Origin of the sequence: Terrirhizobium terrae (genome assembly GCF_030323265.1) — a bacterium.
Classification (GTDB): Bacteria; Pseudomonadota; Alphaproteobacteria; order Rhizobiales; family Rhizobiaceae; genus Neorhizobium.
In genome coordinates this window covers 607,569-620,727 of record NZ_CP104991.1, presented here as the reverse complement: position 1 = coordinate 620,727, position 13,159 = coordinate 607,569, and the positions used below count along the sequence as shown (strand labels likewise).

The 13,159-nt window shown below is 54.2% G+C and carries 12 protein-coding genes and 2 pseudogenes; 5 read left to right on the top strand and 9 right to left on the bottom strand.

Annotated features, from left to right (window positions below; all coding sequences use genetic code 11):
* The 3 genes and pseudogenes from N7E02_RS06950 to N7E02_RS06940 form a co-directional block, all read right to left on the bottom strand.
* Entirely contained in the window at window positions 1-546 is a 546-nt protein-coding gene (locus N7E02_RS06950) for a TetR/AcrR family transcriptional regulator (RefSeq protein ID WP_286578603.1), read from the bottom strand.
* A gap of 446 nt (window positions 547-992) precedes the next feature.
* On the bottom strand, window positions 993-1,430 hold the full coding sequence (locus N7E02_RS06945) for a BLUF domain-containing protein (protein WP_286578602.1): 438 nt from the start codon (window positions 1,428-1,430) through the stop codon (window positions 993-995).
* An 8-nt stretch (window positions 1,431-1,438) separates the two neighbouring features.
* A pseudogene (locus N7E02_RS06940) lies at window positions 1,439-2,623 on the bottom strand (putative bifunctional diguanylate cyclase/phosphodiesterase); the annotation flags it as partial.
* A gap of 1,168 nt (window positions 2,624-3,791) precedes the next feature.
* Between N7E02_RS06940 and N7E02_RS06935 the strand changes: the two are divergent.
* Together N7E02_RS06935 and N7E02_RS06930 are read left to right on the top strand one after the other, a co-directional pair.
* Window positions 3,792-4,319 carry an NUDIX hydrolase gene (locus tag N7E02_RS06935; RefSeq protein ID WP_353622799.1) on the top strand — a complete coding sequence of 176 codons (528 nt, stop codon included), beginning with the start codon at window positions 3,792-3,794 and terminating at the stop codon, window positions 4,317-4,319.
* A gap of 975 nt (window positions 4,320-5,294) precedes the next feature.
* A complete protein-coding gene (locus tag N7E02_RS06930; RefSeq protein WP_286578599.1) occupies window positions 5,295-5,417 on the top strand; it encodes a hypothetical protein in 123 nt (40 codons plus the stop codon).
* A 548-nt stretch (window positions 5,418-5,965) separates the two neighbouring features.
* On the opposite strand, the gene N7E02_RS06925 is transcribed toward N7E02_RS06930, so the two are convergent.
* The 3 genes and pseudogenes from N7E02_RS06925 to N7E02_RS06920 all read right to left on the bottom strand — a co-directional run.
* The gene (locus N7E02_RS06925; RefSeq protein ID WP_286578597.1) at window positions 5,966-6,232 is read right to left on the bottom strand and encodes a hypothetical protein; all 267 of its coding nucleotides are present in this window, start codon (window positions 6,230-6,232) and stop codon (window positions 5,966-5,968) included.
* Window positions 6,222-6,617: a VOC family protein gene (locus tag N7E02_RS29540; RefSeq protein WP_353622824.1), complete on the bottom strand. Its 396-nt coding sequence runs from the start codon at window positions 6,615-6,617 to the stop codon at window positions 6,222-6,224. Before N7E02_RS29540 ends, N7E02_RS06925 begins: the two co-directional genes overlap by 11 nt.
* Window positions 6,618-6,685: 68 nt before the next feature.
* A pseudogene (locus tag N7E02_RS06920) lies at window positions 6,686-6,884 on the bottom strand (transposase domain-containing protein); the annotation flags it as partial.
* A 241-nt stretch (window positions 6,885-7,125) separates the two neighbouring features.
* On the opposite strand from N7E02_RS06920, the gene N7E02_RS06915 reads away from it, so the two are divergent.
* Both N7E02_RS06915 and N7E02_RS06910 read left to right on the top strand, forming a co-directional pair.
* Window positions 7,126-7,335: a hypothetical protein gene (locus N7E02_RS06915; RefSeq protein WP_286578596.1), complete on the top strand. Its 210-nt coding sequence runs from the start codon at window positions 7,126-7,128 to the stop codon at window positions 7,333-7,335.
* 906 nt (window positions 7,336-8,241) lie between these two features.
* A complete protein-coding gene (locus N7E02_RS06910) occupies window positions 8,242-8,520 on the top strand; it encodes an ArsR/SmtB family transcription factor (protein WP_286578595.1) in 279 nt (92 codons plus the stop codon).
* Between the two features lie 349 nt (window positions 8,521-8,869).
* Here N7E02_RS06910 and N7E02_RS06905 read toward each other — a convergent pair whose 3' ends face one another.
* The 3 genes from N7E02_RS06905 to N7E02_RS06895 form a co-directional block, all read right to left on the bottom strand.
* Window positions 8,870-9,241, bottom strand: a complete 372-nt coding sequence (locus tag N7E02_RS06905; protein WP_286578594.1) for an ArsR/SmtB family transcription factor — start codon at window positions 9,239-9,241, stop codon at window positions 8,870-8,872.
* 610 nt (window positions 9,242-9,851) lie between these two features.
* Window positions 9,852-10,853: a putative bifunctional diguanylate cyclase/phosphodiesterase gene (locus N7E02_RS06900; RefSeq protein ID WP_286578593.1), complete on the bottom strand. Its 1,002-nt coding sequence runs from the start codon at window positions 10,851-10,853 to the stop codon at window positions 9,852-9,854.
* Complete coding sequence (locus tag N7E02_RS06895) at window positions 10,850-12,202, bottom strand: diguanylate cyclase domain-containing protein (protein WP_286578592.1); 1,353 nt, start codon at window positions 12,200-12,202, stop codon at window positions 10,850-10,852. Before N7E02_RS06895 ends, N7E02_RS06900 begins: the two co-directional genes overlap by 4 nt.
* Before the next feature lie 148 nt (window positions 12,203-12,350).
* Here N7E02_RS06895 and N7E02_RS06890 point away from each other — a divergent pair, with 148 nt between their 5' ends.
* Window positions 12,351-13,094: an ABC transporter substrate-binding protein gene (locus N7E02_RS06890; RefSeq protein ID WP_374730634.1), complete on the top strand. Its 744-nt coding sequence runs from the start codon at window positions 12,351-12,353 to the stop codon at window positions 13,092-13,094.
* The last annotated feature ends 65 nt before the right edge of the window (window positions 13,095-13,159 follow it).

The following is a 13,159-nucleotide window of genomic DNA, read 5'->3' as shown; positions in this document are numbered from 1 at the left end:
TCACGGCGCATCCTCCATACTTGACTGGAGCAAAAATTTCGCCGTGTCCTTCGCAGTTTCTAGCGCCAGCGTGCCTCTCAAGCTCGCAAGCGCTGTTGCACCTTCGAACAAAAGCCAGATCTGCATTGCCAGAACCGGGTCAGGGTGGCCGAGCGCGATCTCTACCCGCCGTTCTATTTCAGTCTCGAATTGTTTCTTGTGTTCGATCACGACCGTGGTGACATCCGCACTGACGGCGGCGTATTCGCCGTGGGCTCGCAAGAACATACATCCGGAATTTGTATGTTCGTTCATCCATTGCCGCTGTACCTCAAATAGCTCTCCGACAGGGTCTGCATGGTCCGCCTCGTCAAGCCGCTTCATATAAACGTGATGTCGACGCCGAAGAACTTCGATGACGAGACCGTCGCGTGATCCGAAATGCTTGTACAGAGTGCGCGTGGATGCACCTGACTGCGAAAGTATCTTGTCAACGCCGATGCCCCGAAACCCTTCGGTTTCGAAAGCTCGCTCTGCCCCCGCGAGAATGTCTTCGTGTTTGTCCATACCTGCGATGTAAAGCGATCGTTGTACATGTCAAGCATCGTGAGGATGAATGTCGTATGCGGACAGGAGGGCTTTCGATGCGGGGAGCTAGTTGCCCGTCTCTCCCAACCTCCAGGTCGGCCACGGCGCGGCAGCCGGTCTGCTGTTAAAAGATTGGTCAGTCCGATGAGGAAGGTTGCACTATTTGTTAGGCTGGGGCCGGCAGACTTTCTGGCAACGCAAGCAAATGGTCAGATGGCAAGAACCCACATCCCATAATGATCGGCCTCAAGACAAGCCGGTTCATTACCGTTGTCGATTTCAACAACCCTGTATTCAGTATTGCGTTCGCTGGTGGTGTTCGGTCGAAGTCCCCAAAATCAAAGACTAGTGTAACCTCGAGCACGCTGAAAAAACTCTTTGAACCGCCATCGGTTTGACGATGATAAGCCGGAAGGTCCCGCAGCTTAGGTTTGCTCTTCCTCCATTGCCAGTTCCATAAGTAGCGAATGGATTTCATCGCCTCTCAGCGTCGACGGATCGAACCCGCTCACGGAGCCGATCTCAGCAAAACGCTTTGCATGAATGTCAGATGCGCCGATAAATCCCATTGCCCAGTTTGGGAACGAGCGCCGATCGATTGGCTCCAGCGCAAGTAACGACACGTCGCCATGCCGCTCGTCCTGCTGGATACGCTCGAACGCAGCTTCCACTCTTCCAAGGGGGCCTTCGAGTACCTGGGCGAAACACCCTGCGTTGAACAGCAGTGCCCCAGTGATCTCATCGCGTTGGTTGTTGACCCGGCTCTTGGCCAGGATCTCCTCGACGTTTGAGGCGAACAACGCTTCGTCAGAGGCGAGGTGGTTGCGGCTGTAATAGACGAGCCGGTACATGGTATTGGACATTGACAGCCTTACAAGTTTTGCGCCAGAAATGCAGGAATGAGTTCCCGGCCCATCGGTCGGCCGGTGAGATATCCCTGTACATGCGTACAGCGCTCTCCGCGGATGAGAGCCAATTGCTCGGCAGTCTCGACGCCCTCGGCGGTAATGGCCATCCCAAGGCTCGTGCCGAGGCTCGCAATGGAGCGAAGTATTGCCTCGTTGTCAGCGCCCTTGCCGGCGACAAAGGACCGGTCGATCTTTATCTTGTTGAAGGGAACTTCTGGAGGTAGCTCAAGGACGAATAGCCGGTACCAAAATCGTCCATCGAAATTTTGACACCGAGGTCGCGCAGAGCAGTCAGGGTCTGAATGACATTATCCGTGTCATCAAGAAGCGCGCCTTCGGTGATTTCGATCTCCAGTCGATGAGCGGGTAATCCTGATCGCTGGAGCGCGGACGAGACCGTTTCGAGCAGGGTGTCTGCCTTGAATTGCAGGGGGAGACGTTGACAGCAACGACCATCTCGCTAGGCCAGGACATGGCTTCGATACACGCGGTACGAACTACCCATTCACCGATCTTCACGATCAAGCCGTTCTCCTCGGCAAGTGGAACGAAGGAGAGAGGCGGTATGTTTCCTTTAACTGGATGCTCCCAGCGCAAAAGGGCTTCGAAACCATCCACCTTATTTGTGTCGACGTTGAAAAATGGCTGATAGTTTAGCTTGAACTGTTTCAACGCCAGAGCTCGGCGCAGATCGATCTCCATTTCTCGGCGCTGGAGAATAATGGCATCCATCCCGCTCTCAAACACGCGGTGACGACCACGCCCCGCCTTCTTGGCTTCATAGAGGGCCAGGTCGCCGTTGCGAAGCAAGTCGCGCGCCTGGATCGGATTTGCTCCGATGGCCACGCCGACGCTGGCTCCGATATTGATGGTATGGCCATTGATCACGTAGGTACGACCAATGAGGTCGACGATACGGGAAGCAAGCGTCTCGGCTGCTTCATCCTCTTCTACGTCCCGCTGCAGGACGACGAACTCATCGCCACCGAGGCGGGCAACGATGTCACCCTTACGGCATGCCGCTGTCAGCCGGTCCGCAACTTTTTCAGGAGAATGTCACCTACGGCATGGCCGAGGGTGTCGTTGACCATCTTGAAGCGATCGAGATCAAGACAGTGGACAGCAACGGTGGAAGTGGCGAGAGCCAGCGCCGCCGAAACGTGCGATAGCAAGGCGTTTCGCTTCACGAGGCCTGTCAGGTCATCGAGGTCACCGGCGGTGTCGACGATCGGTGCATGAGAGCGACGTCTAAGATCGATGAGGAAGCGTCCCCCGTCGAAGGCGGAAAACGCAGCCTCGAAATGTTCATCATCTCTCGAGGTGAGTACTGCGGAGGAGGTCTTCGGCATGCTCAACAGGTTCGATGTGAAGCCAGGAAACAGCTCATATAGATCCAGCCCTTCGAGCGCGCCTATCGCGGCTTTGCTCGCCCCGTTGGCATAAACCACGACGCTGTCGGGTTGGACAATTAAAACAGGGTGGGGGAGAAGCTCGAGAACCTGTTCAGAGGTCGGGAGTGCTAGGTGGTTCGGCGGCAAAAAAGGCGTTACGACATTCATGGTGGCCTACCGGTGCGAGTTAACCGAAAGGTAGGCGTCAAAGGTTACCCAACAACGGCTAGTCTAAGAAAAGACCGGGTGTTTTTCGCAAGACAGTTATTGATCAATGAAGGAGAGCGGAAAACAAGGTGGCAGCTGAGCGGCAACTTGACCTAAGGCCGCTACTCTTCACCGATCAGCGGACATTCTCCTAAGTCGTTGATTTTCCTTCTGGCTCCGCTCGCTCCCTCGACAGCGGTGCCGCGAACTAATATCCCTCATACTGGAGCTTCACGGCGTACGTCAGCAGCTTGAGAGTGCGATGGCCATAGCGAGCTAGAACGTCCTTGTCGAACTGCTCGCAAAAGATGCGCACTCCACAAAGAACTGCAGCGCACCCGAAGCGGCGCGCCACAATCCTCAGTTCAACGCTAAGGGAAGGTCCGAAGGCGGGCGCATATACCGACTTTGAATTCTTCGGCTAGTACGCTCGCAGTCCGGACAAACTGCTGAGAGATGGCATGGTCGCAGCCGAACTCGAACACTGTCCGCGATGATTTCAACTTCATCGACTGCAAAGCCAGATGGCGCGAGGCTCGCGGTCGAAAACCGCTGTTGTATGAGCTGATTCTTCAGTGAATCAACAGGATCTTCATCCGAGCAGCAGCAAAACTGAGTCAGAGCCAAATTATGTAAAGCCTATGCTGGCTTGAGAAATGCAGAAACTTGATGCCAAGGAGAGCCGCATTGGGAACTGCTGGATGTCCAATTCCCGCCAATGCTTTGGGAATCATTGTTGCAGTCTTGCAAAGCTGTGCAGTTCACTGACACTAGCCCAATGGCTATAGAATCATATCTTTCCCGTTTGGCGACCAAGGCCACAGAACTACTAAGCGGACAGGTCGTCCGTCAGTCGGCCGCTCTATGCCTCCGCGTCGATCAGTCAGGTGAGCAACAAGTCCTCCTACTATCGAGCCGCGGAACAGGAAAATGGGTGATTCCGAAAGGGACCGTCGAACGCTATGAGACCCCGAGGGAGTGCGCTAGACGTGAAGCGTTGGAGGAGGCCGGCATTACCGGAAAAGTCTCAAAGCGTCCCGTGGGTTTTTACACGTATGTCAAAGATGGAAAGGGGCTTCCTCTTTTCGTTTCGGTGTTCACTCTTCAAGTAAAAGCAGAGCGAAATAATTTTCGTGAGAAGGGACAGAGGTCGAGATCATGGGTCAGCCTTGAGGAGGCCTCCGTGCTTGTCGTCGAACCGGAGCTCAAAGGGTTGCTGCTCGGAGTGCGCGGGAGCGTTACGTGACAAATTCGCGCCCACCGTCCCAACATCAAGTCTCGATTATTTTCTATGCCGGGAGCAAAAATTCATTGTGACGCATGAAGAGTTTTCGCCGCTTCAAGGAATACGTCAACAAGATATTCCGAGAAAAGAAGCTGCCTTTGGCTGCGATCCGGTCAGTCAGCGCATGGGATAGTCTCGAGTCACTGGCTCGGATATGATCGTATGCTAGTACACCATAAGCGTACGCTCGCGAAGATGCTCACCTCTGGGGGTGGTCGCCCCGCTCCCTCACATCGTCTCGGGGCCGCTTACTCATTTAGGGAGTGAGGTAGGGTCGATCGTTCGGCCTCTGCCTGGGCATCCCACAGATTGTCGCAGAAGCCGTTCTGAGCATTGATGTAGGTATACCAGTACCAAGACATCTTACTGTCGTCGTTAATGGATGAGATAGCGGCGATCGCCTTGTTGTTGCGCCACAGGGTCAGTATCCCGCGGTGGTCAGGTCTCCACACCATGAAATTTCTGAGATCCAAATGTCAGCATTAGCCCGGCCCGTGAGTACCGGACCAGCGGCGCATTGTGATCAGCAGCGAATGGCTGGGAAGCAGGCGGCGAAAGCGCAACCGTGCTTCCCTAGGCGTCCCCCATGTCTCAAAAAGGACGCCAACAACACCATAGCTCCCGAAGCTTGTGCGAAGTGCTCTCACGCAGAGATTGCATTAAACTTTCCGCTTAACCTCGCTTTTTTTGCCGGACGGAGCGATACTTCTCGTTTACGGATTCCCTAATCCTTTCGAGGTTTTCAGTCAGTTCATTGATGCTCGCGATTGCCGCGCGGACGTTACTAAGAAGCTCTGATTTAGCCTGCTCGACAGTCTCGGCTGAGGCGTTATCGTTCGATGCGCGCATGTCATTCTCCTTTGTAGAGTTTGCCCAGCAACTCGCTAACAACCAGTCCGATTGCTTGGTTTCGGGATGCCTACGCCCGAGCGGGGCGTGAAGGAATTCTATCAGGTTATCGACGCCGAAGGCTCGCTGCATGTCATGAAGACTTCGGCGATGTTTGCGGAAAATGTCGAAACAGCCGCTCTGCTAAATGCTGACAATCGTGGCTCATGATGTCCGTCGCTTTCGAGATAGGGAGGCCCAGCCTTCTCGTCCCCCGGAGCGGCATGTTGGAGCTGCAGGCGAGATAGCATCGCGAAAGAACTTCAATCGGCCGTACGTTCCGACCACGTCATCGATACGCCTGAGATCCTCCGGCGCGAGGTACAGGTGCAGACGCGTGAGGTTGAGTTGGCGGGCGTCCCATAGAGGCAGACTACCTTAGCGTGGTTAATAATTTGTCCAGCGCGTGCCGACATACAAACGGGTCAGCAAAGCGTCAGCTTCGCGCTCCCGATCACACCAGTCTTTAACGGCTTTCGCGGCTTGCCAGTGTTCCATCTCCCGTCCGCAATTCGGCATGACACCGTACTTTTTGAGCCGAATTTCCCATCAGCACCACCTGAACACATGAAACAGTCCGTGTTGATATTTGTGGTTCGATCACGCATTGTACGGCCGATGTAGATTTCACCGTCACAACTTGACTAAGTCTCCGGCCTCCACCAGGTCGGTTTATCCGCCATTCATATGTCATCTGCCAGGCTATATCTGTCGAGAGCCTAATGGGTTCGGACAAAGGTCCACGTCCAACCTCCCGCATCATTGGGCGTAACAACATGGGGCAACTGCAAAAGAGTAGCTGTGATCGCCACCAATCCTCTGACGCTGGAAAGGAATTCGATCAGGTGCGGAGCGTTCTTTGTCGCTGCATCCATACATAGACCGTGGACCACACCAAGCTCGACCGTTTCTCTTGGAGTGAAGTTGCGAGCTGCGACAATGACCTTCGTAACCAGTTCGATTATGTCATCGGCTTTATTGTCCATGGTCCCTCACTTTGGCAAATCGGCGATTTCTGAGAGCAAGACGCGCCTCGCCATGTCGCGGTGACCCACGATAGAGCCGAGGCTGATGCGCGGCGCAATACCAAAACGTTATGGTTGGCTCTCCTTGGAAGGCAGTACGCGATGTGCCGTTATCAATCGCAGTTTGCCAAGCAACGACGACGTTCTGCCGCGATGCCGCTGCAAAACTGACTTGTACACCGTTCCCTACGGTTGCCGGTCGACCGTCGAACGGAGATCTTAGAGCAAACTGGGGCCATCTTTGTCCGCACCGCTGCCAGATGAAGCCTGCTGGGCTATCGGCCGTCTGAACGGGCTCACGCGCCAATCCGAGCGTGCCAAGGACTACATCATAGAAAGCCACCATGGCCTCAACGTCATTTGCACCAATCATTACGTGGCTGAACATCTTGAACCTCATCCTGCGGTGCAGGATCATACCCTGACGGAACAATTCCGCGGCAGCAATTCATCGATCCTTTTCCGCTTATGGCCATTGGCAATAGCTTTTAGCGTGGCTGCCAGACAACCGATCGGATCGATGTTATTGAGTTTGCGCGTCTCAATGAGCGAAGCTATGGTCGACCGGCCCCGGATCGTGTCCCACAAACAGAGCGTCCTTGCGGTTAAGAGCAGTGCCCGGTCATTCTGCCCCTTTCGATGATGGTGACGAGGTTTATTATCGGTGGCATCCCTCTCTCGACAAAAAGATTCCCATACGCCGCGTTGAGGAAAAACTTAGCTTTTCGATGATGATCTCGGACATGTCCATGTGCCGCTGAATCAATGCTCGCCAAAATGGGCCCTACGAAATCTTGCATCTTCCCTCAGCCGTCGGACATGGGCTAAGCCGTGGCTTTAACGGGGCTGAAAACATGTATTTTACGACTGAAGAGGCCTTAGCGCCTGACGACCTGACGCTGTTGCGGACTGCTTTGGAAGAAGTCTGTCGCGAGAGCGAGATCACCGCTAACGGCAAAGGCGCAGGTGAGATCGCTCAAGAGCTGATAATTCTTTGGCACGCGGGTTTCCGCTCCACCGATGAGCTAAAAAACATGCTTCAGCCGATGAACATAGTTGGCTAATATTTTCAGGAGATGCGGGTTCTTAAGCTGACGCGGCTTTCATCTCGGGTTTCTCTTTTGTTCTACCGTAAGATTTGAATGATGGGCGCCCACATTCCGCGAACAAGAGAAGTCTAAACCGCGAATATCAACCGAACACACAATTGAAGCGGAAGGCATCCCAGCTTCAAATGAATTGCCTTCCGCATGCCGGGAAGCTTCCTTGGCAAGAGCTCTCGGCCATTTGTCTATAGAGGAAGGCGGCTGCTCAACACAATGGTGAAACAGCCGCTCTATGGAAGCGTTGTCGAAACAACGGGGGTACTTCCAAATTCAGGATTTGCGCTGATTTAGTGTTCAGAATGTGGCGGGATGGTAATGGGTGGAAGCAATCCCGATACCCATCAAGACGACCTCTACCTGCCGGAGAACTCTGGCTCGAAAGCGGTAGTATTCCACCACACCAGGGCATATATCAGTTGAGTGAGGAAGGCCCACACACTGGGGTGCGCAAAAGCCTTCCTCTTCGTCATGTCATGGGGGATGATTCCGACGATATGTCATGTTTATGGTGTTTGTAGCCGAAAACAATGGTGACTAATAGTCAGGAACAAATTGCAATCGGCACAGTTCGATTGAAGCGAGAAGTCACACTCGTGTCTCTGCAAGCCGAAACCCTCACTCACCCCCTCGCGTCGGGGTTTTTCTATTTTAACTTGTGCGGTGCGGAACTTTTCTCGCAACGGCGAATTTGGTCGATGCTGATCTGATCTACTCCCAACCTCATCGGATCGGCTACCTTCCCGCCAGACCCAGCCGGACTCGCCTCCGGTTGGCTCACATGAGCGCCACCTTATTCAATCCCTGACATGTTGAGCCGCTTCGATGCGTGTGGAATAGCGATCTAAGAAGTCGGGAGGAACGATTATGCACTATAAGGAAGCTTCGGATTTTCTTGTCTTGACCGGCAATGAGGTGCGTCTTCGAATTCTTATATTCATCCGTCATGAGCCAAAATCAGTGGCTGAGATCGTGGATGCGGTCGGTGTGAGGCAATCAGCGATATCGCAGCATTTAAAACGGTTGCGGAAGGCTGGAATCGTGACAAATCAACGCAAGCAAACTCAGCGCTTCTACAGCCTTGCACCCGGCATGACTGAAAAGCTCTTGATCTGGCTTGAGAGGGAATTTCCCGCTCGCGGGTAAGCATCCTGTATGCGGCTGGGTAGTTAAGAAGCAAGGCGAACGGTAAGAGACCTCCCAATCTTCACCGTTCGCCAAGTCGCGCCATCATTCTGAGAGCCTGACTAGGAAAACAGCTGCGACTAAATCATGATCCATCGCTAGCTGTCGGTTGGCAACAATGTACGACTATCTGTACGGTAACGGACGGTTGGGGTGGACGAAGGAGTATGGAGATAGTTGCCACGTGGTTTAAGGTCGTCATTTGACGGAATGACTTAGGACGGGGGTGAGACGATGAAGCTTGCGACGAATGAAGAAAATGACCTTATGCAAGCTGGCACAAGAGCCGCACTCAATGGCGTCGGCGCTTTCATTTGTCCGTACTACGCGGCAGTCTCAATACGGCTTCACTGATATACAAAGAACAAACGTAACTGCGGTCTTCCTCAAGCTGGGAGGAATCAAGGCTGGCGATTAGGATCGCAGCCTGCCCGACCGCCGAGTAGTAAACGGTTTGCGCCTCACGGCGGGTGGTCACCACCCGCGCGTCGCGGAGCTTCTTCAAGTGCTGTGAAAGCGCGGACTGGCTAAGGTTGACCTCAATGGCCAGGCTGCCAACATCCCATTCCCTGACAAGCAGCCGCCGCATGACGGCCAATCTTGAGGGGTTGGCGAAGGCACTAAGGAACACTGCTGCCGTTTTGAAGTCGAAATGGAACTCGCGTTCAACAACAGGAAGCATCGTTATAACCTCGCCGCACACTGTAGGCGAGAGCGCAGGGCTCTCAGCCGTTAGCGCCTACGGGCTGCTTACTAACGATTGCCTTCAATAGGCTTTTCTAAAAGAGCGGTCTATCAAGGAAAGGTAGCTCCGGTGCGGCGCTTGCAACTTGCGGGATTTATTTCCGATGTGATGTTGTAGGACGCTTAACCTGTAAATTTCGGCCTAGATCCGTGAAAGCGAATTGGTGAAGTCGAGCGGGTTGCAAGAGCCGTTGCGCTTCCGGCAGATCTCCAGCAACGGGATGATATCGAGCACATCGCTTTCAATGGGCAAAACGGCGCATTGTTAAAGGCATAGTCCGGTGCATCGGCTCGTATGCGCTGAAGTCGGCGCCTCACGTCCGCCTTGTAGCAGTGCGGGAAGCGGAACACGTTCCCTGTTGAGCCTATGCGCTGCTAGAGGCGCGTGAGCAAGGACAGTGATGATATATCTTCATGTAGCCTGATAAGGGCCATGTATGAGCCGTATCCGGAGCCCGTGGTCGAACACGGTGGCGTCGGCAACGGTGAGGCCCATGAGCGCCGCTCGATGCATAAGGGGATACGATCTCGCAGGCAAGGTGGACGCGTTAGTCAGCCTGCTCACTGGCTCTCATAGCTCTTGACGCGTAAAGGTTTGATTGGAGATTCTGACCGATGACGGGCCTCGAAAATAGGTAGCCTTGGAGGTCGGTGCATCCGATCGCGACAAGGAAATCTCTCTGACCACTCGTTTCCACGCCCTCTGCGGTGGTCTCAATTCCCAGGTTTCTTGCCAGGCTCGTCACACCCGCGACGATTGCGGCTCCGTTGCTCTGCGTGCCCAAAAGCCGCACGAATGACCGGTCGATCTTGATGCGATCAATGCCAAAATCGATCAGATGACTCAAAGAGGAGTATCCCGTGCCGAAATCATCAAGCGCGATCCTTATCCCATGACATCTCAAGGCTGCGAGACTCTCCTTCGCTTGCTCTGGGTTGTCCACGAGCGCGGTTTCCGTCAGCTCCAATTCGAGACACGATGGGGAAAACCCTGTTCGGTCCAGGACTGTAATCACCTTTTCGGCAAATCCTTTATCCTTCAGCTGTATCGGCGAGACGTTTACGGACATGATCTTGTTAGGCAGCCTCGATTGCCCCACACGGCACGCCTGCTCCAGGATGAAACCGCCTAGCTCGTCAATCAACCCTGTACTCTCCGCAAGCGGAATGAACTTGTCTGGCGAAAGTAGGCCAAGCCGAGGGTGACGCCAGCGAACAAGCGCTTCGGCACCCGAGACAGTGCTTTGGTCTCCCGCCCGGTGGATGGTCTGAAAATGAACTTCGAGGGCAGGGAGGTATGACGCCGTGGGTACAGTGTCGGACCGGTACGCGGCCTCTATCTTCGCGAGCTCCTCGCGCAACTCATCTGCCAGTCTTTGGCGCTCCCGTTGGCTGGCCTCAAACTCGGAGTCGTAGGTCACGTGGCAACCACGCCCTGCGGCTTTTGCCTGATAGAGCGCGACATCTGCACGACGAAGTAGCTCCTTGGGCGGGCAAAATTCTTCGGCACTCGAAGCGATCCCGATCGAGCAGCCGATATGCGCTGTCAACTCCCCTGGTTCAAGGCGAAAGGTTGATGGAGAGCTGAGATGAATTGATCAAAAATTCCGATATCAGCATGCTCGTCTTGACCTGACAAAAGAATTAGGGCGAATTCGTCACCGCCAAGACGAGCGAGGGTGCCGCGACCCGCCAGCACCTCGCCCATACGGTGAGCCGCCTCGATGATCAACTCGTCACCGACTGCATGACCGAAGGAGTCGTTAACTGCCTTGAAGCGGTCGAGATCGATGAGACCAACGGTGATGCTGGTATTCAAGGAGGCGGATGCGAAATATTCATCGAGACGCCTCGCAAAAAATCCTCGGTTGGGAAGACGCGTCAGCACGTCCTGCAGAGCGACTTCCCGCGCATGCTGCTCGTTGCGCCGCAACTCCTTCCAGCTTCGATTAAGCCGTAGCACCAGCAGTGAGAAAAGACTGCCAATCACGACGATTGCAGCTGCGAGATAAGGCGCCAGTCTTTCGATCACTCTGGAACCGGGAAGGTCCGGCGTCCAGATGATCACACCAATAGGATCCCTGGTCGCGCTCGCTTCTACCTGGAAAGCAACCTCTCCGGCCTCCGCGTCTACGGTCCGGGCATATCGTGCACCCTTCAATCCCATCTCACGGCTGAGCTCATCGAGAATGGTGCCGTCCACGAACCGGAATGCGATGAGGTAATAGCGTGTTTGTGGAGCTATCGCGACACCAGCCGTGTACCGCCCGTCCGGGAGTAGAACCGGCGATATGCCGACAATAGCTGCGCGACCTTCAAGACGCTGAATTTCCGCGCGTGCTGAGATGGACGATCCAGCGTCGTCTCCACCTGTTCCAGTTTGAGAATGGGTGTGCCGGACCTTGGCGAACAGGTCGGCGAGAAGAGGTCTTATCCACTCGTAGCGTTGTGCTATCGCGGCTTTGCCTTCATACAAAAGGTCGCCTTGACCATTGACCAGCAACATTTGCTCAAAGCCGAATACTGCGGCAATAGTTTCACCAAATCTTCTTATTTCGGGACCGTCGGCACCAATGTCTCCTTTGCCAAGCAGAAGGGATACGTAACCGCTGGCTACTATGGCCACATCGGCAGCAATCTGGTTGACCTGGCCCGCAAGCTTCGTCGTCACCAAATCCTTCTGGCGCTCAAGGGCCGCGAGATCGCTTTCCTCACCCGCCCAGATAGTGGCCAGCACAGCAAGCGAAATCGCAGCAAGGCCAATGACTGCGATAGGAACGAAGACCAGCCGGGAGTTCTTGCCGCGGATTAAGCTTTCTGACAGTACGCCGGATAAATATGCAAGCAATTCCGCCCCCACCTTTTTGGGGTAGAATTCAGCAAAAAGATTGCGAAACACTTATAAACACAAACGAAATTAAGCAGGCGCTGAGTAACGTATATTAACGTCTCTGTGGCTGGATAGCTAAGCCACAATGGGGAAGACGGGGGTGATCATGTTAGTCTATAGCAGCTGGAAGCAACTGGTCTCAGGTGTGACAATCGTAATGTGCCTCTCTGGGATTTCGCATCCGGCAGCGTCCCAAGCGGTGGCGCCGACCAAGGTCGCGGTCGAGGGCATTTTTCCTCCATTCAACTATCTTGATTCTAACAAAGATCTGCAGGGCTTCGACATCGAGATCGCCGATGCACTCTGCAATGCGGCACAACTGAATTGTGAGTTTGTCGTTCAAGATTGGGATGGTATGATCCCTAATCTCTTGGCAGAAAAATACGATACTATAATCTCGTCAATGTCGATGAGCGCGGAGCGCAAGGAAAAGGTCAAGTTCACCGACCGCTACTATGACAGCCCCTCCGTTTTCATCGTCCAAAAGGCGTCGCCGCTCAGGCATATGCAGCCCAGCGACCTATCTGGCATGAAGCTTGGCGTGACATCCTCGACAGCGCAGGCGAGCTTCGCCGAGGATCACTACGGTCAAGTCGAACGTGTCGTTTATCCGTCGTCGCCCGACCTCTATAAAGCGTTGGCGGCCGGTGAGGTCGATGTCATTCTCGAGGACAAGCTAGCAATCTACGACTGGCTAACCAATACCAAGGCAGGTAGTTGCTGCGAGTTCCGCGGCGATGATGTAAAAGACCCGAAATATTTTGGGGAAGGCGCAGGCGTCGCGGTGCGGCCTGACGACGCCAAGCTTCTCGCGCAATTGAACGAGGCTTTGAAGAAAATCCAGGCTGACGGGACATACGATCGCATCAATGCGAAGTATTTTCCTTTCAGCATCCGTTGAGGCACGAGATTAGATTAAAGCCGATAAGCGATACTTATCGGCGGTGAGCCTCCGCGGGCAGCTTT

Bases quoted from the DNA above. Each gene is read 5' to 3' on its own strand.
- N7E02_RS06950 (WP_286578603.1), bottom strand. From the start codon at position 546: ATGGACAAACACGAAGACATTCTCGCGGGGGCAGAGCGAGCTTTCGAA.
- N7E02_RS29540 (WP_353622824.1), bottom strand. From the start codon at position 6,617: ATGGTGGCTTTCTATGATGTAGTCCTTGGCACGCTCGGATTGGCGCGT.
- N7E02_RS06915 (WP_286578596.1), top strand. From the start codon at position 7,126: ATGTATTTTACGACTGAAGAGGCCTTAGCGCCTGACGACCTGACGCTG.
- N7E02_RS06905 (WP_286578594.1), bottom strand. From the start codon at position 9,241: ATGCTTCCTGTTGTTGAACGCGAGTTCCATTTCGACTTCAAAACGGCA.
- N7E02_RS06910 (WP_286578595.1), top strand. From the start codon at position 8,242: ATGCACTATAAGGAAGCTTCGGATTTTCTTGTCTTGACCGGCAATGAG.
- N7E02_RS06890 (WP_374730634.1), top strand. From the start codon at position 12,351: ATGTGCCTCTCTGGGATTTCGCATCCGGCAGCGTCCCAAGCGGTGGCG.
- N7E02_RS06925 (WP_286578597.1), bottom strand. From the start codon at position 6,232: ATGGACAATAAAGCCGATGACATAATCGAACTGGTTACGAAGGTCATT.
- N7E02_RS06945 (WP_286578602.1), bottom strand. From the start codon at position 1,430: ATGTCCAATACCATGTACCGGCTCGTCTATTACAGCCGCAACCACCTC.
- N7E02_RS06935 (WP_353622799.1), top strand. From the start codon at position 3,792: ATGCTTTGGGAATCATTGTTGCAGTCTTGCAAAGCTGTGCAGTTCACT.